21 protein-coding genes are annotated in these 21,390 nt (G+C 64.8%); 1 reads left to right on the forward strand and 20 read right to left on the reverse strand.

The features are described from left to right. Positions 1 to 48: 48 nt before the first annotated feature. Positions 49 to 2,673 (forward strand): coiled-coil domain-containing protein, encoded by a 2,625-nt coding sequence (locus tag K3181_RS15295; RefSeq protein ID WP_221603989.1) that lies wholly within the window; start codon positions 49 to 51, stop codon positions 2,671 to 2,673. Here the strand turns inward: K3181_RS15295 and K3181_RS15300 are convergent, their stop codons facing one another. From K3181_RS15300 to K3181_RS15395, 20 genes are read right to left on the reverse strand one after another with little or no spacing between them, the layout of a single operon-like run. Beyond that, positions 2,674 to 2,946, reverse strand: coding sequence for a DUF1467 family protein (locus K3181_RS15300; protein WP_221603990.1), 273 nt, complete (start codon positions 2,944 to 2,946; stop codon positions 2,674 to 2,676). 11 nt (positions 2,947 to 2,957) lie between these two features. Then, positions 2,958 to 4,607: a ribonuclease J gene (locus K3181_RS15305; RefSeq protein WP_221603991.1), complete on the reverse strand. Its 1,650-nt coding sequence runs from the start codon at positions 4,605 to 4,607 to the stop codon at positions 2,958 to 2,960. After that, entirely contained in the window at positions 4,604 to 5,377 is a 774-nt protein-coding gene (locus tag K3181_RS15310) for a type III pantothenate kinase (protein ID WP_221603992.1), read from the reverse strand. Before K3181_RS15310 ends, K3181_RS15305 begins: the two co-directional genes overlap by 4 nt. Positions 5,378 to 5,380: 3 nt before the next feature. After that, positions 5,381 to 6,103, reverse strand: coding sequence for a biotin--[acetyl-CoA-carboxylase] ligase (locus K3181_RS15315; protein ID WP_221603993.1), 723 nt, complete (start codon positions 6,101 to 6,103; stop codon positions 5,381 to 5,383). Continuing rightward, on the reverse strand, positions 6,100 to 7,563 hold the full coding sequence (nuoN, locus tag K3181_RS15320; protein ID WP_221603994.1) for an NADH-quinone oxidoreductase subunit NuoN: 1,464 nt from the start codon (positions 7,561 to 7,563) through the stop codon (positions 6,100 to 6,102). Before nuoN ends, K3181_RS15315 begins: the two co-directional genes overlap by 4 nt. Then, positions 7,563 to 9,119 (reverse strand): NADH-quinone oxidoreductase subunit M, encoded by a 1,557-nt coding sequence (locus tag K3181_RS15325; RefSeq protein ID WP_221603995.1) that lies wholly within the window; start codon positions 9,117 to 9,119, stop codon positions 7,563 to 7,565. The genes nuoN and K3181_RS15325 overlap by 1 nt, the downstream gene beginning before the upstream one ends. After that, positions 9,119 to 11,179 carry an NADH-quinone oxidoreductase subunit L gene (nuoL, locus tag K3181_RS15330; protein ID WP_221603996.1) on the reverse strand — a complete coding sequence of 687 codons (2,061 nt, stop codon included), beginning with the start codon at positions 11,177 to 11,179 and terminating at the stop codon, positions 9,119 to 9,121. Before nuoL ends, K3181_RS15325 begins: the two co-directional genes overlap by 1 nt. A gap of 6 nt (positions 11,180 to 11,185) precedes the next feature. Then, complete coding sequence (gene nuoK, locus K3181_RS15335; RefSeq protein WP_221603997.1) at positions 11,186 to 11,491, reverse strand: NADH-quinone oxidoreductase subunit NuoK; 306 nt, start codon at positions 11,489 to 11,491, stop codon at positions 11,186 to 11,188. After that, complete coding sequence (locus K3181_RS15340; RefSeq protein WP_221603998.1) at positions 11,488 to 12,111, reverse strand: NADH-quinone oxidoreductase subunit J; 624 nt, start codon at positions 12,109 to 12,111, stop codon at positions 11,488 to 11,490. The genes nuoK and K3181_RS15340 overlap by 4 nt, the downstream gene beginning before the upstream one ends. A gap of 26 nt (positions 12,112 to 12,137) precedes the next feature. After that, positions 12,138 to 12,626, reverse strand: a complete 489-nt coding sequence (nuoI, locus tag K3181_RS15345) for an NADH-quinone oxidoreductase subunit NuoI (RefSeq protein ID WP_221603999.1) — start codon at positions 12,624 to 12,626, stop codon at positions 12,138 to 12,140. Next, positions 12,623 to 13,687, reverse strand: a complete 1,065-nt coding sequence (gene nuoH / locus K3181_RS15350) for an NADH-quinone oxidoreductase subunit NuoH (protein ID WP_221604000.1) — start codon at positions 13,685 to 13,687, stop codon at positions 12,623 to 12,625. The genes nuoI and nuoH overlap by 4 nt, the downstream gene beginning before the upstream one ends. Continuing rightward, the gene (locus K3181_RS15355) at positions 13,684 to 13,848 is read right to left on the reverse strand and encodes a hypothetical protein (protein WP_221604001.1); all 165 of its coding nucleotides are present in this window, start codon (positions 13,846 to 13,848) and stop codon (positions 13,684 to 13,686) included. The genes nuoH and K3181_RS15355 overlap by 4 nt, the downstream gene beginning before the upstream one ends. Continuing rightward, positions 13,848 to 15,857: an NADH-quinone oxidoreductase subunit NuoG gene (gene nuoG / locus K3181_RS15360; RefSeq protein WP_221604002.1), complete on the reverse strand. Its 2,010-nt coding sequence runs from the start codon at positions 15,855 to 15,857 to the stop codon at positions 13,848 to 13,850. Before nuoG ends, K3181_RS15355 begins: the two co-directional genes overlap by 1 nt. Continuing rightward, the gene (locus K3181_RS15365; protein ID WP_221604003.1) at positions 15,857 to 16,615 is read right to left on the reverse strand and encodes a hypothetical protein; all 759 of its coding nucleotides are present in this window, start codon (positions 16,613 to 16,615) and stop codon (positions 15,857 to 15,859) included. Before K3181_RS15365 ends, nuoG begins: the two co-directional genes overlap by 1 nt. Continuing rightward, positions 16,612 to 17,904, reverse strand: coding sequence for an NADH-quinone oxidoreductase subunit NuoF (gene nuoF / locus K3181_RS15370; protein ID WP_221604004.1), 1,293 nt, complete (start codon positions 17,902 to 17,904; stop codon positions 16,612 to 16,614). The genes K3181_RS15365 and nuoF overlap by 4 nt, the downstream gene beginning before the upstream one ends. After that, on the reverse strand, positions 17,904 to 18,044 hold the full coding sequence (locus K3181_RS15375) for a hypothetical protein (RefSeq protein WP_221604005.1): 141 nt from the start codon (positions 18,042 to 18,044) through the stop codon (positions 17,904 to 17,906). Before K3181_RS15375 ends, nuoF begins: the two co-directional genes overlap by 1 nt. After that, on the reverse strand, positions 18,044 to 18,712 hold the full coding sequence (nuoE, locus tag K3181_RS15380) for an NADH-quinone oxidoreductase subunit NuoE (RefSeq protein ID WP_221604006.1): 669 nt from the start codon (positions 18,710 to 18,712) through the stop codon (positions 18,044 to 18,046). The genes K3181_RS15375 and nuoE overlap by 1 nt, the downstream gene beginning before the upstream one ends. Next, positions 18,712 to 19,929 carry an NADH-quinone oxidoreductase subunit D gene (locus K3181_RS15385; protein ID WP_221604007.1) on the reverse strand — a complete coding sequence of 406 codons (1,218 nt, stop codon included), beginning with the start codon at positions 19,927 to 19,929 and terminating at the stop codon, positions 18,712 to 18,714. Before K3181_RS15385 ends, nuoE begins: the two co-directional genes overlap by 1 nt. Next, the gene (locus tag K3181_RS15390) at positions 19,926 to 20,465 is read right to left on the reverse strand and encodes a hypothetical protein (protein WP_221604008.1); all 540 of its coding nucleotides are present in this window, start codon (positions 20,463 to 20,465) and stop codon (positions 19,926 to 19,928) included. Before K3181_RS15390 ends, K3181_RS15385 begins: the two co-directional genes overlap by 4 nt. Further along, entirely contained in the window at positions 20,465 to 21,382 is a 918-nt protein-coding gene (locus K3181_RS15395; protein ID WP_221604009.1) for an NADH-quinone oxidoreductase subunit C, read from the reverse strand. The genes K3181_RS15390 and K3181_RS15395 overlap by 1 nt, the downstream gene beginning before the upstream one ends. Positions 21,383 to 21,390 lie beyond the last annotated feature (8 nt).

The following is a 21,390-nucleotide window of genomic DNA, read 5'->3' on the forward strand; positions in this document are numbered from 1 at the left end:
GTTAATGGTGGTTTAAGCCTGCCACCTTTGGTGATAGTTTCGACAGCGATGAGAAAGCGCTCGCTGATCCAGGCCGTCGAACAGTCGGCCGATGAAAGCCCTTCGGAAGCTCAGGCTTCTGAGGAGGTTGTGGAAGAAAGCTCGAACATGGAAGAAGACGTGTTCGAGGAAGAATGGATCGAGGAGCCCGAACTGCCACGCCATTACGGCTGGGTCATTCCCGCGCTCGCCTTCGTGGCGGTAGCGGGATGGACCGGCTTCTTCCTCTGGGCGCATCAGGCCACCATACTGACCCGCCCTGCCCCTGGGGAAGCGATCGATCTGATCGTCCAATGGACGATCCCCGTGCTGTTCGTGATTTCGCTCTGGCTGCTCGCCATGCGCAATTCGACGCGCGAAGCACGACGCTTTTCCGAAGTCGCGCACAGCCTTTCACTCCATTCCGCTGAACTCGAAACCCGCTTGGCCCGCGTCAATCGCGAACTGAGCCTGGCGCGCGAATTCCTCTCGAGCCAGAGCCGCGAACTCGACTATCTCGGCCGGACCGCGACCGAACGCCTGTCAGAACATGCCGATCGCCTCCAGGCGCTGGTCGGGGAGAATGGCGAGCGAGTCGAATCGATTGCAAGTGTCAGCGTTACGGCGCTGGAAAACATGGGTAAATTGCGAGACAACCTGCCAGTTATCGCCAATTCGGCCAAGGATGTCTCCAACCAGATCGGCAGCGCCGGGCGCACGGCTCAATCGCAGCTCGACGAGCTCGTTGACGGGTTCGAGCGGCTCAACGAATTCGGCGCTGCGAGCGAGCGCCAGGTTTCGTCGCTGCGCGAACGGGTCGACGCGGCACTCGAGGCCTTCACCGCACAGGCCGACCAGCTTGCGGCTATCACCGATCAGCGTTTTGCCGAATTGCGCGAGCGGAGCGAGAGCTTCCGCGGAGAGCTCGACAGCCGCGAAGTGGACGCGCTCGCCGCCATCCGCTCGCGCTTCGAGGCACTGCAAAGCGAACTCGCCGAGCTCGATGCGGCGGCCGAGGCGGAGCGCGCGGCGGCGATCGACAGCCTGAGCGAACGGCTCGCCACGCTGCGCGACGAGGCAGTACAGGCGGGCGCGACGATCCGCGACGGCGAGGCGCACGCACTGACCGCCTGGCGCAACCAGATCGAGGCACTGCAACAGCGGCTGCGCGATGCGGTGGCCGAAGTCGAGCGGATCGACGAGGCCGCGCTCGCCGCTGCCAATGCCAAGCTGGCCGCGCTCGCGGCCGAGGCGGAAGCCGTCGATGCGCGGGTCGCCGAACGGAACCGGGCCTTCGCCGCAGAGACCGCGGAGCGCCAGAGCGCCTTTGCCGAGGCCGAAGAGCAGGCCGAAACGCGCCTCACCGAGCGCCTTGCCGCGCTCGACGAAGCGATCGCCGAACGCCGCGCGGCACAGGCCGAACAGCTCTCGATCATGGCAGCCGAAGGCGAGGAACTCGCCGAGCGGATCGAAGCGCTCGGAGCGATCTTCCAGACCATTTCGGAACAGGGGCGCGCCGCGGGGACGGATCTCTCGAACGGCATTTCCGAACTCTCCGCGAAGCTCGCCGAGAGCCGCGAGGCGCTCGACGGGACCGATTCGGCGGTGGCATCGCTGACCGACGCCAGCGTGCGACTGCTCGAGTTGATCCAGGCCAGCGCCAAGCACAGCCGCGAGGACCTGCCCGAAGCGATGGAAGCCAGCGAGGCGCGCCTAGCCGGCATCGAACATCGGGCCGAAGAGGTTAAAGCCCTGCTCGATCAGGCCAGGGCGGCCGGCGAGGCGCTCACCGCAAGCATGGAAGCGGCCGAGAGCCGGAGCCGCGACGCGATCGACGGCGTCGAGGCTTTCCAGGCACGCTTCGGCGAAACGAGTGCGGGCCATGCCGACAGCATCGACGGCCTGCGCGCAAGTGTCTCAGCGCTGGGCGAGGAAAGCGCCGCTCTGTCGGACAAGGCGCAAGGCGAATTGCGCGACGCCATCGCGGCTCTGGAAGCGAGCGCGCGCGAAGCGCTGGCGGCGATCGAGGATGAGCAGGCCCAGCGCATCGCGCGCATCGCGGAGCGGGTCGGCGAGCAGAGCGCGGCGGCGATCGACCGCGCCTTGCGCGAGCACACCGCAGAAGCGATCACCGCACTCGACAAGGCGACCGGGCGCTCGGCCGAGGCCGGGCGCGAGGTCACCCGCCAGCTGCGCGATCAGCTGGCCAAGGTCAACGAGCTGACGGGAAACCTCGAGAACCGTATTGCCCATGCCCGCGAACGCGCCACCGAGGAGGTCGACAACGACTTCTCGCGCCGTGTCGCCCTCATCACCGAGAGCCTAAACTCGAACGCCATCGACATTGCCAAGGCGATATCGACCGAGGTCACCGACACCGCCTGGGCAAGCTATTTGCGGGGCGATCGCGGCATTTTCACCCGCCGTGCAGTCCGCCTGATCGACAACACCGAGGCGCGCGAGATCGCCGAGCTTTACGATGCCGATCACGACTTCCGCGAACATGTCAGCCGCTACATCCACGATTTCGAGGCTATGCTGCGCACCATGCTCTCGACGCGCGACGGCCATGCCGTCAGCGTCACGCTGCTCAGCAGCGACATGGGCAAGCTCTACGTCGTGCTGGCACAGGCGCTCGAACGCCTGCGGCAATGATCAATCGGCGTCGGGGCCCCAGACGATGAGGTCCTCGACGCCGATCCATCCGTAGATGTAGTTCAGGACGAACAGCGCCGTCACGACTGCGGCGAGCGCGGCTGCGCGCAGCAGCAATCTGCCGGGGCGAAACTCGACCGGCGCGCTGTCGGCCTGGCCGGGGATTTTCTCCAGCCCAGCCTCGTCGTGCGTGCGCACGCCGAAGGGCAGCAGCAGGAAGGCGCTGAATACGAAGAACAGGAAATAGATCGCGAGGACGCTGGTCCACTGCATCGCTGCGTCTCCTAGAGGTTCGGCACGATCACGCGCACCTGCGGGCGCTTGCCCGACCAGCGCTGCGCCGCCCGGCGCGCGGCGAGACGGGCCGCTTCGTGGACACTGGCCTCGTTGCGCCGGTCCGCACCGCGCAGCTTGCCGATGGCATCGCGGATGTCCTTGGTCGCTTCGGCGACGAAGTCCTCGTAGTCCTCGTCGAGCGGGAGGCCGAGACTGTCGAGCCGCGGGTTGAGATCGCCGTCGAGCGCGACGATCACTACGCCTTCGCGCATGATCCGGCGGCGCATGGCGATCGCCTCGCCATCGGCGGGCACGATGATGTCGCCATCGAGCACGAGCCGTCCGGCGCGCACTTCGGCCACCTTGCCCGGCGCTCCTGGAGCGAGCCGCACCAGATCGCCGTTCTGCTGTACCACTTGATCGGGGATGCCGCAGGACTGCCCCAGGCGCGCCTGTTCCTGCATGTGCCGCATTTCGCCGTGTACCGGCAGCAGAATGTCGGGCCGCAGCCAGCCATAGAGCGCTTCGAGCTCGGGACGGCCCGGATGGCCCGAGACATGGATCATGCTCTGGCGGTCGGTGACCATGGTGATACCGCGCGCGGCGAGCCGGTTCTGGACCGCGCCGATGGCGATCTCGTTGCCGGGGATCTGGCGGCTGGAGAATAGCACGACATCGCCGCGCACCAGTTCGAGCGGGTGGTTTTCTTCCGAGATCCGCGAGAGCGCCGCGCGGGGCTCGCCCTGCCCGCCAGTGGCGAGGATCAGCAGTTCGCCGCGCGGCAGCCCCATCGCCGTGTCGAAATCGACCGGTTCGGGGAAGTCCTCAAGATAGCCATTGGCCTGCGCTACCTCGATGATCCGGTCGAGCGAGCGCCCAGCGACGCAGACCTGCCGCCCGGTCTCGCGCGCGACATCGCCGAGCGTCTGCAACCGCGCGACATTACTCGCGAAGGTGGTGACCAGCACGCGCTTGCCCGCGTGGCGCTGGACCTCCTCGAGCAGCCCCTTGTGCACAGCGCCCTCGGACCCGCTCGGCGCGGGATTGAAGACATTGGTGCTGTCGCAGACCAGCGCGAGCACGCCTTCGTCGCCGATTTCGACCAGCTCTTCCTCGGTGGTCGGCTCGCCAATGATCGGATCCTCGTCGAGCTTCCAGTCGCCGGTGTGGAAGATGCGCCCATGCGGCGTCTCGATCAGCAGCGCGTTGCCTTCGGCAATCGAGTGCGCGAGCGGGATATAGGTGACCTCGAAGGGGCCGACGGCGAAACTGCCGTGATCGTCGGCGATCACATGGACCTCGACCCGGTCGAGCAGCCCCGCTTCCTCGAGCTTGCGGCGCACGAGATCGGCGGTGAACGGCGTCGCATAGATCGGCACGCCGAGATCGGCGGCGAAATAGGGCACCGCGCCGATATGGTCCTCATGCGCATGCGTGAGCACGATGGCATCGAGCTTGTCCGCCCGGTCCTCGATGAATTCGAGATCGGCGAAGACCAGGTCGACCCCGGGATACTGGTCGCCCGAGAAGGTCATGCCGAGATCGACCATCAGCCACCGGCCCCGGCAGCCGTAGAGATTGACGTTCATGCCGATCTCGCCCGACCCGCCGAGAGCGAGGAAGAGCAGTTCGTCTTCGGGAGTGAAATCCTTCTTCACGCGGCGCGCTCCGCCAGGATCGCGAGACCTTCGAGCGTGAGGTCGGGATCGACCGCGTCGAACAGCGCGGTGTGTTCGTCGAACAATATGGCGAGGCCGCCGGTGGCGACGACCTTGGCCGGTCGCCCGATTTCCTTCTTCATCCGTGCGATAAGCCCTTCGATCAGTGAGACGTAGCCCCAGAAAACGCCGATCAGCATCTGGTCCTCGGTGTTGCGGCCAATCACGCTGTCGCTTTCGGGCCGCTCGATCGCGATACGCGGCAACTTGGCCGTGTTCCCGACCAGCGCGTCGAGCGAGAGATTGATCCCCGGGGCGATGATCCCGCCCTTGTAGGCCCCGGTGAAGTCGACCACGTCGAAGGTCGTCGCGGTGCCGAAATCGATCACGATCAGATCGCCCTCGTATTTGGCATGCGCCGCGATCGTATTGAGCGCGCGATCGGCGCCGAGCGAGCTGGGCTGCTCGATATCGAGCTCGATGCCCCACTGCCCTGCTCCCTGCCCCGCAATCAGCGGGGTGATACCGAGATATTTCTCCGACAGGACGGTGAGGTTGTGAATCGCACGTGGCACGACCGAGCCGATGATCACCTGGTCGATATCGGCGCTGTCAAAGCCCTGGAATTCGGCGAGCTGGAGCAGCCACACCGCATATTCGTCACCCGTCCGCCGGGGATCGGTGGCGATGCGCCAACGGGCCTTGATCTCGCGCCCCTCGATCAGGGCGAAGACCACATTGGTATTTCCGACATCGGCTGCGAGCAGCATGGCTCAGCTCTCCTCGTTCACGAGCATCACATCGCCCGCGTGGATGGCACGGGTGGAGCCGTCCGCCAAGCGCAGCGACAGCGCGCCCTCAGCGGTCAGGCCGGCAAAACTGCCCTCGAGCAAATCCTCGCCCGGCGGATGCACCTTGAGCGGCGTGCCCAAAGCGTGCGCGACGCTTTCCCAGCGCCGGACCAGCGGCTCCAAGCCATAGGTCCGCCAGCGCTCCAGTTCGCGGTCGAAGGCAGCGGCGAGCGCGCGGGCGAAGAGGTCGCGGTCGGGCGCGGGCCCCAATGTCGTCAGGGCGATGGTCTTGCGGTCGGTCAAATCGGGCGCCACCGCGAGGTTGATACCCATGCCCACGATGATCGCATCGCCTTCACGCTCAAGCAGGATGCCGGCCAGCTTGGCGTCGCCCAGCATCAAATCGTTGGGCCATTTCAAACGCAACCTGCTGGGATCGGCGAGCACACCGGCGACCGCCTCGTAGGCCGCAACGCCGGCAACCAGCGCCAGCGTCGCCGGGCTCGGATCGCGTGGCGCACAATGCACCACCGTCGAGCCCATGAAATTGCCGCTGCCGTCGAACCAGTTGCGACCCTGCCGTCCGCGCCCCGCGACCTGCCGGTCGGCGACCAGCCACTGGCCTTCGGGCACAGCCTCGCCCGCGCGCAATTGCGCGGCGAGGTCGGAATTGGTCGAACCGGTTTCGGTAACGAAGCGGATCACATCGCCGCGACGAAGGAGGCGGCCGCCTGCGCGGTCCAGTCACCCAGGGGGATGGTGAGCAAGTAGCCGAGCGGCGAGATCACCGCCACGCAGATCGCCAGCACCGCCCAGTGGCTCACCGGGCTGCTCGCTTCGACTTCGCGCAGCGGCTCGTCGAAGAACATCACCTTGATGAACTTGAGGTAGTAGAAGGCACCGATCACGCTCGCGGCGATACCGATCGCCGCCAGCGCGACGAGGTCGGCCTGCACGGCCGCCTGGAAGACCACGAATTTGCCCCAGAAGCCGAACAGCGGCGGGATGCCCGCGAGGCTGAACATCAGCGCAAGCAGCGACCAAGCCAGCGCCGGGCGCCGGGTCGACAGGCCGGAGATGTCGGCGAAGGTCTCGAGATTGTTGCCTGCCGGATCGCGCAGCATCAGCAGTGCTGTGAAGCTGCCGACGACCATCGCGACGTAGATCGCGAGATAGGTCAGCGCTCCGGCAATCCCCGCCGGCGTCGCCGCGGCGAGGCCGATGAGGATGAAGCCGACGTTGTTGATCGAGGAATAGGCGAGCAGGCGCTTGAGGTTCTGCTGGCCTATGGCCCCCAGTGCGCCGACCACGATCGATGCGAGCGCGGCGAAGATGACGATCTGCCGCCAGGCGTCGACTTCGCCGGCGAAGGGGTCCATTGCCATGCGCAGCAGCATGCCCATCGCTGCGACCTTGGGGGCGCTGGCGAAGAAGGCGGTGACCGGCGTCGGTGCGCCTTCGTAGACGTCGGGGGTCCACATGTGGAACGGCACTGCGCTGACCTTGAACGCGAGGCCCGCGAGCACGAACACCACGCCGAACAGCGCCCCGGTGGGGAAGCTGGTGGCGAAAGCGGCGCGGATGCCCTCATAATTGGTCGAGCCGGTGAAGCCGTAGACCAGGCTGATGCCGTAGAGGATGATCCCCGAAGCGAGCGCGCCGAGCACGAAATATTTGAGGCCCGCCTCGCTTGAGCGGTCGTCCTGCTTGAGGAAGCTGGCGAGGACGTAGCTCGACAGGCTCGACATCTCGAGACCGATATAGAGCGTCATCAGGTCGGTGGCGGAGACCATCATGCCCATGCCGACCGCGTTGAACACCATCAGCACCGGATATTCGGCGCGATAGCTGCCCGAATGCGTGTAGAAGCGCGGGGTCACCACGAGCACCGCCGAGGTGGCGAGATAGATGAGGATCTTGGCGAAGCTGCCGAAGGCGTCCGCGCGATAAAGGTCGCCGAAGGCGCGGCCCGCGACTTCGCTGCCGGCGCGGTCGAACAGACCGACGCTGAAGATGGCGGCGCCGATGAGTGCGGCGACGCTGAGGATCGTCACCAGGCGCGCGGACTTGGTGCCGCCCCAGGCGGCTACCAGCAGCAGCACGAGCCCGGTCAGCGACAGGCCGACTTCGGCGCCGGTCAGGTAGAGCGAGGTTGCGTAGGACATCAGTGCGCTCCCTCCTCGCCGTGCTCTTCGCCATGCGCGGGGGCGACGTAGTTGGCATTATGCTCGCGCGGGGTGCCGATCACATTGTCGGCATCGAAATCGGGAGCGGCGCGCGCGATGCGGGCCTCGAGTGCGGCAATGTCCTGACGCATGGGGGCAAGAAAGCTTTCCGGATAGACGCCCATCCACAGCACGGCGGCTGCGATCGGGGCGAGCATGGCCCATTCGCGGGCGTTGAGGTCGGGCATGGCCGCCGCATCGGCGTTTGTCTGCTCACCGAAGGCCACGCGGCGGTAGAGATAGAGCATGTAGGCCGCGCCGAGGATGATGCCCGTGGTGCAGACCAGCGTCACCAGCGTCGAAACCTTGTAGAGCCCGGCCAGCGCAAGGAATTCGCCGACGAAGTTGCTCGTGCCCGGCAGGCCGACCGAGGCCATGGTGAAGAGCATGAAGAACAGCGCGTATTTCGGCATGTTGATGCTGAGCCCGCCATAGCGCGCGATCTCGCGGGTGTGCAGGCGGTCGTAGATCACGCCGACGCAGAGGAACAGCGCACCCGAGACGAGGCCGTGGCCGAGCATGACCATCATCGCGCCTTCGATGCCCTGCGCGTTGAAGGCGAACAGGCCCGCGGTCACGATCGCCATATGCGCGACCGAGGAATAGGCGATCAGCTTCTTCATGTCGTGCTGCACCAGCGCAACAAGCGAAGTGTAGACCACCGCCACCATCGACAAGATGAAGACGAACCAGGTGAACTGCTCGCTCGCCTCGGGGAACATCGGCAGGCTGAAGCGGATGAAGCCGTAGCCACCGAGCTTGAGCAGCACGCCCGCGAGGATCACCGAACCGGCGGTCGGCGCCTGGACGTGCGCGTCGGGCAGCCAGGTGTGGACCGGCCACATAGGCATCTTCACCGCGAAGCTGGCGAAGAAGGCGAGCCACAGCCAGGTTTGCGCCTGCGGATCGAAATCGTAGTTCAGCAGCGTCGGGATATCGGTGGTGCCCGCCTCGTTCACCATCCACATCATCGCAATCAGCATCAGCACCGAGCCGAGCAGCGTGTAGAGGAAGAACTTATACGAGGCGTAGATGCGGTTGTCGCCGCCCCACACGCCGATGATCAGGTACATCGGGATTAGGCCGGCTTCGAAGAAGATGTAGAACAGGAACATGTCCTGCGCGGCGAACACGCCGATCATCAGCACTTCCATCAGCAGGAAGGCGCTCATGTATTCGCCGACGCGCTTCTCGATCGCATCCCAGCTCGCGAGGATGCAGATCGGCATCAGGAAGACGCTGAGCATGATCAGCATCAGCGCGATGCCATCGATTCCGAGAGCATAGCTGAAGCCGGCGAAGATCTCCGCGCGTTCGACGAACTGCCACTGCGCGCCGCCGATATCGTAGTTGAGCCACAGCACGATGCCGAGCGCGAGGTTCGCCAGCGTGGCGACCAGCGCGGTCATGCGCGCGCTCTGCGCTCCGAGGAACAGGCAGGCGATGGCCCCGACGAGCGGGACGGCGAGCATCAGCGAAAGGATGGGGAACTCCATCAGAACAGCACCCAGGTGATCGCTGCAACGAGCCCGAGGAGCATCACCAGCGCATAGCTATAGAGATATCCGGTCTGAAACTTGCGGGCGCCGACGGAACCCTTCTCGACCACCCAGGCCACGCCATTGGGGCCGAAGCGATCGATCGTGCCGATATCGCCGAGTTTCCAGAACTGGCGGCCGAGCCAGAAGGCCGGGACCACGAAGAGATAGTGGTAGAGCTCGTCGAAATACCACTTGTTGTAGAGGAAACGGTAGACCGGACCGAGCTGTTCGGCAGTCTTCGCCGGAACGCTGGTGTCCTTGATATAGGCATACCACGCCACGAACAGGCCGAGCACCATGACGATCGTCGCGGCATACTTAACCGGCCCGGGAACGCCGTGCATCGCATGGACCAGCGCTTCGTTATAGTAGATCGATCCGCCCCAGAATGCCTCGCTGTCGAGGAACTGGTGGTTGAAGAAGAAACCGGCGAACACCGCGCCAAGACTGAGCACCCCCAGCGGGATCAGCATGGTGAGCGGGCTTTCATGCGGATGGTAACCCGCAGTACCCGCTTCATAGTCTTCCGAGGGAACTGCATGATGCGCATCGTGACCCGCATCTTCCTGCGACGGTGGATTGTGGTGCTCGGGTTCGGCATGGCCGTGATGCACGGCATGCTGGATATGCTCGCTCTCGGCCCAGCGGGGCTTGCCCCAGAAGGTGAGGAACATCAGGCGCCAGCTGTAGAAGCTGGTCAGCAGTGCGGCGAGCGTGCCCATCCAGAAGGCGAACTTGCCGAGCTCGGTCCCACGCGCGAAGGCGACCTCGATGATCGCGTCCTTCGAATGGAAGCCGGCAAAGCCCGCATGCAGCATGACCACGCCGACGCCGGTGATCGCGAGCGTGCCCGCCATCATCGCCCAGAAGGTCAGCGGGATGTGCTTCCGCAGATTGCCGTAGTAACGCATGTCCTGCTCGTGGTGCATCGCGTGGATCACCGAGCCCGCGCCGAGGAACAGCAGCGCCTTGAAGAAGGCGTGCGTGAACAGGTGGAACATCGCCGCGCCATAGGCGCCGACGCCGGCGGCGAAGAACATGTAGCCGAGCTGCGAGCAGGTCGAATAGGCAATGACGCGCTTGATGTCCCACTGCGTCGTGCCGACCGTCGCGGCGAAGATACAGGTGGCGGCGCCGACGAAGGTGACCATCGAGAGCGCGACGGGTGCGGTCTCGAACATGGGCGACAGGCGGCAGACCATGAACACGCCCGCCGTCACCATGGTGGCGGCGTGGATCAGCGCGGAGACCGGGGTCGGGCCTTCCATCGCGTCAGGCAGCCAGGTGTGCAGGCCGAGCTGCGCCGACTTGCCCATCGCTCCGATGAACAGGAGGATGCACAGCAGGTCCATCGTGTGGACGCTGTAGCCGAGGAAACCGATGGTCGCACCGCTCATGCCGGGGGCGGCGGCGAGGATCTCGGGGATCGAAACGGTGTCGAACACGAGGTAGGTGCCGAAGATGCCCATCATGAAGCCGAGGTCGCCGACGCGGTTGACGACGAAGGCCTTGATCGCCGCGGCATTGGCGCTCGGCTTTTTGAACCAGAAACCGATCAGCAGGTAGGAGGCGAGGCCGACCCCTTCCCATCCGAAGAACATCTGGACGAGGTTGTCGGCCGTCACCAGCATCAGCATGGCGAAGGTGAACAGGCTGAGATAGGCGAAGAACCGCTGCTGGTCCGGGTCTTCCTCCATATAGCCCCAGCTATAGAGGTGGACGAGCGCCGAGACGGTGGTGATGACCACCAGCATGACCGCGGTCAGCGTGTCGACGCGCAGCGCCCAGTCGAAGGCCAGCGTGCCCGAATGGAGCCAGGTCAGCACCGGCACCACGGTCGGTTCGGCGGTCCCGCCGACGAAGCCGAGGAAGATCGGCCAGCTCAGCCCGGCGCTGACGAACAGCGCGCCGGTGGTCACCGCCTTGGCGAAGATGCTGGGCGCGGCCTTGTTGGTCAGGCCGGCGACGATTGCCGCGAGCAGCGGCAGGAAGACGATAAGGAGGATCGGATGCACCGGAGCTTATCCCTTCAGCCGGTCGACGTCGTCGACCGCGATCGTGCCGCGGCCACGGAAATAGATGACGAGGATGGCGAGCCCGACGGCGGCTTCGCCCGCAGCCACGGTCAGCACGAACATGGCGAAGACCTGGCCGACCATGTCGCCGAGGAAAGAGCTGAAAGCGACGAGGTTGATGTTCACGCTGAGCAGGATGAGCTCGATCGCCATCAAGATGACGATGATGTTCTTCCGGTTGAGGAAGATGCCGAGCACGCCGAGCACGAAGAGGATCGCACTCACCACGATATAGTGTTCGATGCCGATCACAGCTCGACCCCCTCGCCCACACCGGGCTGCTTCATGACGGTGGCCTCGTCCGGCTTGCGGCGGACCTGCTTCGAAATGTTCTGCTGGCCGCGCGCGCCATCGGGGCGCTGGCGATGCGTCAGCACGATCGCGCCGACCATGGCGACCAGCAGGATCACGCCCGCCGCCTCGAACAGGAACAGATAGTCGCGATAGAGCACCGCGCCGAGGCTGGCGGTGTTCGAGGCATCGAGGATCGGCGCTGCGGCACCGCTCGCGACGCCCAGGTCGAGGCGACCGGCCTGGTAGGCGCCGATGCCGAAGATCAGCTCGGCGGCGAGCACAAGCGCGATCAGGATGCCGAGCGGGAAGTTCTTCACGAAACCGGCACGCAGTTCGGCGAAGTCGATGTCGAGCATCATCACGACGAAGAGGAACAGCACCGCGACCGCGCCGACGTAGACGATGACCAGCAGCGCGGCGATGAATTCGGCGCCGGTCAGGACCATCAGGCCCGCGGCGTTGAAGAAGGCGAGGATCAGCCACAGCACCGAATGCACCGGGTTGCGCGCCATGATGACCATGACGGCGCTGGCGATGACGAGCGCGGCGAAGAGGTAGAAGGCGAGCGTCTGGATCACGATGTCATATCCCTTGGCGCGGGCCCCTATCGATACGGCGCATCGGCTTCAAGGTTCGCGGCGATCGCCCGCTCCCACTTGTCCCCGTTCGCCAGCAGCTTGGCCTTGTCGTAGAGCAGTTCCTCGCGCGTTTCGCTCGCGTATTCGAAGTTCGGCCCTTCGACGATCGCATCCACCGGGCAGGCTTCCTGGCAGAAGCCGCAATAGATGCACTTGGTCATGTCGATGTCGTAGCGCGTCGTGCGGCGGCTGCCGTCCTCGCGCGGTTCGGCCTCGATCGTGATCGCCTGCGCCGGGCAGATCGCCTCGCACAGCTTGCAGGCAATGCAGCGTTCTTCCCCGTTGGGGTAGCGGCGCAGGGCGTGCTCGCCGCGGAAGCGCGGGCTGATCGGGTTCTTCTCGAACGGGTAGTTGATCGTCGCCTTGGGCTTGAAGAAATACTTCAGCGTGAGGGCGTGCGCCTTCACGAATTCCCACAGGGTGAACGACTTGATGAGATGCGCGACGGTGCTCATGCGAAATGCCCCGTGGCCATGAGATAGCCGGAAATGAGTACGACGAAGAACAGGCTGAGCGGGAGGAACACCTTCCACCCCAGGCGCATCAGCTGGTCATAGCGATAGCGCGGGACGGTGGCCTTCACCCAGCTGAAGATGAAGAAGAAGAACAGGATCTTCATCACCAGCCAGAAGAACGCGGTCAGGCCCGGCCCGAACAGGAAGGTGTAGAGGATCGGGATATCGAGCGGCGGCAGCCAGCCACCCCAGAACAGGATCGCATTGAGCGCGCACATCAGCAGCACGTTGGCGTATTCGCCGAGCCAGAACAGCGCGAAGCTCATGCTGGAATATTCGGTCTGGTAGCCGGCAACGAGCTCGCTCTCGGCTTCCGTCAGGTCGAACGGTGCGCGCGCGGTTTCGGCCAGTGCCGAGATCAGGAACATGACCCACAGCGGGAACAGCAGCGGGTTGAACACGAAGCCGTTGATCAGCCCGAAGATGTGCCCCTTCTGCGCGAGGATGATCGCGTTCATATTGGTGGTGCCCGCCCACAGGATCACGCAGACCAGGATGAAGCCGATCGAGACCTCGTAGGAGATCATCTGCGCTGCGGCGCGCATGGCCGAGAAGAACGGGTATTTCGAGTTCGACGCCCACCCGCTCATCACCACGCCGTAGACGCCGAGCGAGCTGATCGCGAGGATGTAGAGCAGGCCGATGTTGATGTCCGACAGCACCGCGACCGGCCCGAAGGGGATCACCGCCCAGGCCATCAGCGCGACAGTGAAGGTGATGATCGGCGCGATCAGGAAGATGCCCTTGTTCGCTGCCGTGGGAATGATGGTTTCCTGCAGGAAGACCTTGAGCCCGTCGGCGAAGCTCTGCAGCAGACCGAACGGACCGACCACGTTGGGGCCCTTGCGCAGCGCGATCGCCGCCCAGATCTTGCGGTCGGCATAGATGATCATCGCCACCGCCAGCATCAGCGGCAGTGCGATGAGCAGGATACCCGCGAGAGTCGCGAGACCCCATGCCCACTCGTAGGTCATGCCCAGCGATTGGAAGAATTCGGTCATTTCGCCTTCCTGCCCTTCGCGGCCTCTTCACGCGCCGAGAAGGCTTCATTGCGCCAGCCATTGGCGGCGTTCGACTTATGCTTGCGGTCGGTGCGGAAGCCGCGCCACACGGCGTAGCCGCCGGCACCCACCAGCGTCAGGGGAATGATCGGCAAGGCCATTATTCCGCCGCCTCCGCCAGGTCGCCGCCGTGGAGCAGTTCCGCAGAGCAACGCTGCATCACCGCGCTGGCGCGGGCGATCGGGTTGGTGAGGTAGAAGTCCTTGATCGGGTATTCCGCAATCGTGCCTTCGGCCTTCGCCTTGGCGTCGGCCTTGGGCAGCGCACCGTAATCGGCGAGGCCTTCCTCGCCCAGCGCGGGCACCTCGGCGATCATCGCCGCCTGGAGCTGCGCGAAGCTGTCGAAACCGACCGAAACGCCCAGCGCATCGGCCAGCGCGCGCAGGATCGTCCAGTCCTCGCGCGCATCGCCCGGTGCGAAGACCGCCTTCTCGGCGAACTGCACGCGACCTTCGGTGTTGACGTAGGTCCCGTCCTTCTCGGCATAGCTCGCACCCGGCAGGATGATGTCGGCCGCATGCGCGCCCTTGTCGCCGTGGTGGCCGATATAGACCTTCAGCGCGTCGGCGAAGGGTCCGAAATCCATCTCGTCGGCACCGAGGCTGATGACCACCTTGGGCTTGGCCGCGACCACGTCCTTCATCCCGCCCTCCTGCGCGAAGCCGAGCATCAGGCCGCCCATGCGCGCGGCACTGAAGTGGAGCACGTTGAAGCCATTCCAGCCATCGCGCACGAGCTTGAACTGCTCGGCAAAGCCGAGACCGGCGCCGAGCGCGCCCCTGGCCAGCGCCGCGCCGCCCATGATGATCGCGGGCCGCTCGGCCTTGGCGAAGGCTTCGGCCACTTCCTCCGGCAGGTCGCCGAGGATCGAGAGGTCGTCGCCGAGGAAATGCGCCGGATAGGTGGTGTCCCAGAAGGCGCCGATCACGAACACCTTGGCACCGCGCTTCACCGCCTTGCGCAGGCGGACGTTCACCAGCGGCGCTTCCCAGCGGATGTAGCTGCCGACGATCAGGATCGCATCGGCGGTCTCGATCCCGGCGAAGGTCGAATTGAAATTGACCGCCGCGAGGTTCGACACGTCGTAATCCATGCCGGTCTGGCGGCCTTCGAGCAGGTTCGAGCCGCAGGCCTTGAGCAGCGCCTTGGCGGCGAACATGGTTTCGCAATCGACCATGTCGCCGGCTATGGCGGCAATGTCCTTGCCCGGCTTGGCCTTGGCGATGGCCTTGAACGCCTCGTCCCAGCTGGCCGGCTTGAGGCCGCCCTTCACGCGCATGAAGACCTTGTCGAGGCGGCGCTTCGACAGCCCATCGACCTGGTAGCGCGCCTTATCCGAGATCCATTCCTCGTTGACGTCGTCATTGATACGCGGAAGCGCGCGCATCACTTCGCGACCACGGCTGTCGAGGCGGATATTGGCGCCGACGGCGTCGGAGACGTCGATCGAGAGGGTCTTCTTGAGCTCCCACGGGCGCGCCTCGAAGGCATAGGGGCGGCTGGTCAGCGCGCCGACGGGGCAGAGGTCGATCACATTGGCCGACAGCTCGTGCTCGGCCGCCTGCTCGAGATAGGTCGTGATCTGCATGTCCTCGCCGCGGCCCACCGCGCCGATTTCGTCGACGCCGGCGATCTCTTCCGAGAAGCGCACGCAGCGGGTGCAGTGGATGCAGCGGGTCATGACCGTCTTGATCAGCGGGCCCATGTATTTCTCGGTCACCGCGCGCTTGTTCTCGTGATAGCGCGAGCCGCCGCGACCATAGGCGACCGACTGGTCCTGCAAATCGCATTCGCCGCCCTGATCGCAGATCGGGCAATCGAGCGGGTGGTTGATGAGGAGGAACTCCATCACCCCTTCGCGTGCGGTCTTGACCATCGGCGTGTCGGTACGGATTTCCTGGCCTTCGGTGGCGGGCAGCGCGCACGACGCCTGCGGCTTGGGCGGCCCGGGCTTCACTTCGACTAGGCACATGCGGCAGTTGCCGGCGATGCTCAGCCGCTCGTGATAGCAGAAGCGCGGGATTTCCTTGCCGGCGAGCTCGCAGGCCTGAAGAACGGTCGCGCCGTCCGGAACCTCGATTTCCTGTCCGTCTACGGTGACCTTGGGCATTACTCAGCTGCCTCTTTTGCAGGGGACACACGGGCGTCGACGACGTAGCGCTGCCACAGCCCATCCGCCGCGAAGCTTCGGATATTGGCCGGCGTCAGCTCCAGTTCGTGACCCGCAACCAGGCAATCGCCAAGTGCATCCACCATGCCCATCGCAGCCGCGCGTTCTTCGGACGACCGGATTTCCGAGCGCACTAGGCGGTCAGCGCCGCGCGGGTCCTTGGCTACGATACAGTCGGCGAAATCGCCGAAGAACCGAGCTTTGCCGAGGTTCTCGCCGGTTGAAACGTAGCGACGGCTCACATTCCAATTCGGCGCAGTCGCTTGGCTGTCAGGTGACATGCCCGCCGGTGGCGCATCAGGAAACCGATAAAGATACGCCGCTTCAGCCATCATGTACCGCAGGGCGCGAGTGTTGAAACTCAGGGTGGATTCGATAGCGGTTCCGCGCTGGTCGTACTGACAGCCCGCCGACCATTTGTTGGGACGCAGGGTCAACCGATCGATTGTGCCTTTGGGTCTTTCTTCCGAATAGGCATCGGTCTGGATCAGGAAATTGTCCGCCCGCTCGGGATAATTCTTATAATAGCAATGCTTGAACGCCTCGATGAACGCCTTGGCATAGCGATCGGGCGATTTGTCCGGCTTACGTTCGAACCGTGAACCGACCTGCTGTTGACCTTCCGCCTGCGCGATAGCTTCCGTGGGAAGAGCGGCAACGGCGACGATGGCTGTGAAAATTGCTAGCGACGACTTCATTCCGCGGCCTCCGCGAACTTGGCGTTGTGTTCTTCGATCCGACGCTCGAGCTCGGGGCGGAAGTGGCGGATGAGGCCCTGGATCGGCCAGGCCGCCGCGTCACCGAGTGCGCAAATCGTGTGACCCTCCACCTGCTTGGTGACCTGCTGCAGCATGTCGATTTCCTCGATCGCCGCATCGCCGGTGCGCAGGCGCTCCATCATGCGCCACATCCAGCCCGTGCCTTCGCGGCAGGGGGTGCACTGGCCGCAGCTCTCGTGCTTGTAGAAATAGCTCAATCGGCTGATCGCGCGGACGATGTCGGTCGACTTGTCCATCACGATGACGCCCGCCGTGCCGAGACCCGATCCGAGATCCTTGAGACCGTCGAAATCCATCGGCGCGTCCCAGATCTGCTCGGCCGGGACCAGCGGGACCGAGGAGCCGCCGGGGATCACGGCGAGGAGATTGTCCTTGCCGCCTACGATGCCGCCGCAATGCTTCTCGATCAGCTCGCTGAACGGGATGCTGAGCGCTTCCTCGACCACGCAGGGCTTGTTCACATGGCCGCTGATCTGGAAGAGCTTGGTGCCCTTGTTGTTCTCGCGACCGAAGCTGGCGAACCACGATGCGCCGCGGCGCAGGATGGTCGGCACCACGGCGATCGATTCGACATTGTTGACCGTGGTCGGACAACCATAGAGGCCCGCACCCGCCGGGAACGGCGGCTTCAAACGCGGCTGTCCCTTCTTGCCTTCGAGGCTCTCGATCATCGCGGTTTCTTCGCCGCAGATATAGGCGCCAGCGCCGCGATGCAGGAAGACGTCGAAATCGTAGCCCGACTTCGATGCGTTCTTGCCGATCAGCCCGGCGTCGTAGGCCTCGTCGATCGCCGCCTGCAGCGTCTCGGCCTCGCGGATGTATTCGCCGCGGATGTAGATATAGGCTGCCCTCGCCCGCATGGCGTAGCCGGCGACCAGTGCGCCTTCGATCAGCTTGTGCGGATCGTGGCGGATGATCTCGCGGTCCTTGCACGAACCGGGCTCGGATTCGTCGGCGTTGATGACGAGGAAGCTCGGACGCCCGTCCTTGCTTTCCTTGGGCATGAACGACCACTTTAGCCCGGTCGGGAAGCCAGCACCGCCGCGGCCGCGCAGGCCCGAGGCCTTCATCTCCTCGATGATATTCTCGTGCCCGCGCGCGATCAGCGACTTGGTGTCGTCCCAGTCGCCGCGCTGCTGCGCCCCCTTCAGCCCCCAGTCCTGGAAGCCGTAGAGATTGGTGAAGATGCGATCCTTGTCGGCGAGCATCAGAAGGCCCCTCCCTGCGAGAGGAAATAGAGTGCGCCGAGGATGACCACGGCGATCAGCCCGAACTTGATGATGCCGGTCAGCACCTTCCAGGCGATGAAGCATACGACCAGCGCGATGAGGATGGTGGCAATGCTCATCACCAATCCTTCCGGTAATCGTGATTGGCGTCGACCATTTCCTTCAGCGTGGTCGGGCCGCCCTCGGGTTCGCTGGTGCGCTTTCCGGGAATTTGCGTGCCGGTCTTGGGCTGCTTGCCCGCGGCCAGCTCGTCGAGGATTTCGTCGAGGCGTTCAGGCGTGAGGTCCTCGTAATTGTCGTCGTTGATCTGGACCATCGGCGCAGTCGCGCAATTGCCCATGCATTCGACCTCGGTGAGCGTCCACAGCCCGTCTTCGGAGACGTGGCCCTTGCTCATGCCGCGCTTCTTGCAGACCTCGAACAACCCGTCCGAACCGCGCAACATGCATGGCGTCGTGCCGCAGACCTGCACGTGGTACCGGCCCACCGGCTTCAGATTGTACATGAAGTAGAAGCTGGCGACTTCGAGCACGCGGATGACCGGCATGTCGAGATAGTCGGCGACATATTCGATCACCGGCAGCGGCAGCCAGCCCTGCGTGTTCGTCTCTTCACCGACCTGGCGCTGGGCAAGGTCGAGCAGCGGCATCACCGCCGAGCGCTGGCGCCCTTCGGGATAGCGCGCGATCGCCTTGTCCGCGCGCTCGCGGTAGCTCTCGGTGAACTCGAAAGCGCCCCAGCGCTCGCGCAGCTCGGGAGTATCGGGTGCGGGGGAACGGTCAGCCATTAGCGGTCGCACTCCCCGAACACGACGTCGATGGCGCCGAGGATGGCGGTCGCATCGGGCAGCATGTGGCCTTTGCTCATGAAATCCATTGCTTGCAAATGGCTGAAGGCCGTCGGGCGGATCTTGCAGCGATAGGGTTTGTTGGAGCCGTCGCTGACGAGGTAGACGCCGAATTCGCCCTTGGGGCTTTCAGTGGCGACATAGACCTCGCCCGCGGGCACGTGGAAGCCCTCGGTGTAGAGCTTGAAGTGGTGGATCAGCGCTTCCATCGACTGCTTCATCTCGGCGCGCTTGGGCGGCGCGACCTTGCGGTCGTCCGAGCACACCGGGCCGGTGGGCATTTGCGCGAGGCACTGCTTGATGATCCTGGCGCTCTCGTAGACTTCCTTCACGCGGACCATGAAGCGGTCGTAGCAGTCCGAGGCGGTGCCGACGGGGATGTCGAACTCCATCCGGTCGTAGACGTCGTAGGGCTGCGATTTGCGCAGGTCCCACGGAATGCCCGCGGCACGGATCATCGGGCCGGAGAAGCCCCAGGCCACCGCGTCGTCCTTGCTCACCACGGCGATGTCGACATTGCGCTGCTTGAAGATGCGATTGTCGAGCACCAGGCTCATCGCATCGCCGAACAGTTCGGGCAGGCGCGTGTCGACCCAGTTGCCGATATCCACCAGCAGCTTCTCGGGCACGTCCTGGTGGACGCCTCCCGGGCGGAACCATGCCGAGTGCATGCGCGCGCCCGAAGCCCGTTCGAAGAAGTTCATGCAGTCTTCGCGCAGCTCGAACACCCACAGGTTCGGCGTCATCGCGCCGACGTCCATGACGTGCGCGCCGATGTTGAGCATGTGGTTGCAGATGCGCGTCAGCTCGGCGAACAGCACGCGCAGGTACTGCGCACGCTCGGGCACCTCGACATTGAGCAGCTTCTCGATCGCGAGGACGTAGCTGTGCTCCATGCACAGCGGCGAGCAATAGTCGAGCCGGTCGAAATAGGGCAGCGCCTGGAGGTATGTCTTGTGCTCGATCAGCTTCTCGGTGCCGCGATGGAGCAGGCCCACATGCGGATCGATCCGCTCGATGATCTCGCCGTCGAGCTCCATCACCATGCGCAGCACGCCGTGCGCCGCGGGGTGCTGGGGCCCGAAGTTGATCGTGTAATTGGTGATGACCTCGTCGCCAGTGGTCGGCGACTCTTCGAGATGCATGGCGTGGCTCATGCGCAGATCCACTTGCCGCTGTAGGATTGGGTCTTGCCCGCCGCGTCACGCACGGTGACGTTGGCCGGGCGGCTCTGCTGGTCGCCCGCCGCAGGGGCCACGGTGACGGTGAAGCCTTCGCCGTTGAAGGTCGTGCCGGCCTTGATCGCATCGAGGCCGCCGACGTCGGCATCGACCATCGTCAGGCTGTCGCCGACGCGGACCACCGCCTTGCCGGGCAGCGCCTTGTCTTTCATGCCGGCGGCGATGAGCATTTCCTCATTGCCGACCATGAGCGTGCAGCCACCGTCGCGCGGGCCGAGGTTCACGCCACCAATGTCGCCCAGCTGGGCGAGCTGAGTGAGATCGGCACCTGCGGGCGGCGCTTCGTTCGCGGTGTTGGGCGCGTTGGGATCGGGCTGCGACGGATCGAGCTGCGCACCCTCCCCGTTCTGTCCGATTCGGTTGGCGAACTCGTCCGCGCTGTCCTGCTCGGCAGGCTCGGACGAGCATGCGGCGAGCGCGAGCACGGCAAGCGGAAGAAACAGGCGGGTCATCACTTGTCGTCCTTCTTCCTGGCGGCAGGCTTGCGCTTGGCAGGAGCCTTCTTGGCAGCGGGTTTTGCCTTGGCGGGAGCCTTCTTCGGCTCGGTTGCCTTGGCCGTATCCTTCGCCTTGCCCTGGCGCTTGGCGCGCGTCGGGCGGTCTTCGGTCGGCTTCGGCGCGGGCGCGTCCTTGCCGCCATCTTCCTCGGCGGGCGCACCTTTGCTGACCGTGTCGGCAGCCTTGTCGTCGGCCTTCTTGCCGGCGCCGGTATCGGAGGGCTTGTCCGTCGTCTTGGCTTCCTCGACCGGAGACGTGGTCGCCTTTTCGTCGCCCGGAAGGACGTAGTCCGCGCCTTCCCACGGGCTCATGAAGTCGAACTGGCGCAGGTCCTGCGCGAGCTCGACCGGCTCGTAGACCACGCGCTTCTCGTCTTCGGAGTAACGCAGTTCCTGATAACCGGTGAGCGGGAAGTCCTTGCGGAAGGGATGCCCTTCGAAACCGTAGTCGGTGAGGATGCGGCGCAGGTCGGTATTGCCCGCGAAGAGCACGCCGTAGAGGTCGAACACCTCGCGCTCGAGCCAGCCGGCATTGGGCCACAGCGTGGTGACCGTAGGCACGGGTGTGTCTTCGGAGGCCGAACACTTGACGATGATGCGGCTGTTGGTGGTCAGCGAGAGCAGCATGTAGACCACTTCGAAGCGCTCGCGGCGCGACGGATAGTCGACCCCGGCGATTTCCATCAGCTGCTGATAGGAATGGTCGTCGCGCAGGATGCGCAGCGCGTCCTCGACGCTGTCACGCTTCACGGTGAGCAGCAGTTCGCCATGCTCTTCATGCGCTTCGAGCAGGTGCTCGCCGAGCGCGCCCGAGAGCGTGCCCTTGAGCCCGTCGATCTGCGTGAAGCGGGGCGCGGAATGCAGAGTAGCCATGATGCGCC

This window comes from Qipengyuania mesophila (assembly GCF_019711655.1).
GTDB classification, from domain to species: Bacteria; Pseudomonadota; Alphaproteobacteria; order Sphingomonadales; family Sphingomonadaceae; genus Qipengyuania; species Qipengyuania mesophila.

What these genes read in the sequence shown, in the direction of transcription:
- nuoI (WP_221603999.1), bottom strand. Translation starts at nt 12,626, where the DNA reads ATGAGCACCGTCGCGCATCTCATCAAGTCGTTCACCCTGTGGGAATTC.
- K3181_RS15310 (WP_221603992.1), bottom strand. Translation starts at nt 5,377, where the DNA reads ATGCTGCTCGCAGCCGATGTCGGAAATACCAATGTGGTCTTCGCCCTG.
- nuoG (WP_221604002.1), bottom strand. Translation starts at nt 15,857, where the DNA reads ATGCCCAAGGTCACCGTAGACGGACAGGAAATCGAGGTTCCGGACGGC.
- nuoE (WP_221604006.1), bottom strand. Translation starts at nt 18,712, where the DNA reads ATGGCTGACCGTTCCCCCGCACCCGATACTCCCGAGCTGCGCGAGCGC.
- nuoF (WP_221604004.1), bottom strand. Translation starts at nt 17,904, where the DNA reads ATGCTCGCCGACAAGGATCGCATCTTCACCAATCTCTACGGCTTCCAG.
- K3181_RS15375 (WP_221604005.1), bottom strand. Translation starts at nt 18,044, where the DNA reads ATGAGCATTGCCACCATCCTCATCGCGCTGGTCGTATGCTTCATCGCC.
- K3181_RS15355 (WP_221604001.1), bottom strand. Translation starts at nt 13,848, where the DNA reads ATGGCCTTGCCGATCATTCCCCTGACGCTGGTGGGTGCCGGCGGCTAC.
- K3181_RS15325 (WP_221603995.1), bottom strand. Translation starts at nt 9,119, where the DNA reads ATGGAGTTCCCCATCCTTTCGCTGATGCTCGCCGTCCCGCTCGTCGGG.
- K3181_RS15295 (WP_221603989.1), top strand. Translation starts at nt 49, where the DNA reads ATGAGAAAGCGCTCGCTGATCCAGGCCGTCGAACAGTCGGCCGATGAA.
- nuoN (WP_221603994.1), bottom strand. Translation starts at nt 7,563, where the DNA reads ATGTCCTACGCAACCTCGCTCTACCTGACCGGCGCCGAAGTCGGCCTG.
- K3181_RS15390 (WP_221604008.1), bottom strand. Translation starts at nt 20,465, where the DNA reads ATGACCCGCCTGTTTCTTCCGCTTGCCGTGCTCGCGCTCGCCGCATGC.
- K3181_RS15395 (WP_221604009.1), bottom strand. Translation starts at nt 21,382, where the DNA reads ATGGCTACTCTGCATTCCGCGCCCCGCTTCACGCAGATCGACGGGCTC.
- K3181_RS15365 (WP_221604003.1), bottom strand. Translation starts at nt 16,615, where the DNA reads ATGAAGTCGTCGCTAGCAATTTTCACAGCCATCGTCGCCGTTGCCGCT.
- K3181_RS15300 (WP_221603990.1), bottom strand. Translation starts at nt 2,946, where the DNA reads ATGCAGTGGACCAGCGTCCTCGCGATCTATTTCCTGTTCTTCGTATTC.
- nuoH (WP_221604000.1), bottom strand. Translation starts at nt 13,687, where the DNA reads ATGACCGAATTCTTCCAATCGCTGGGCATGACCTACGAGTGGGCATGG.
- K3181_RS15385 (WP_221604007.1), bottom strand. Translation starts at nt 19,929, where the DNA reads ATGAGCCACGCCATGCATCTCGAAGAGTCGCCGACCACTGGCGACGAG.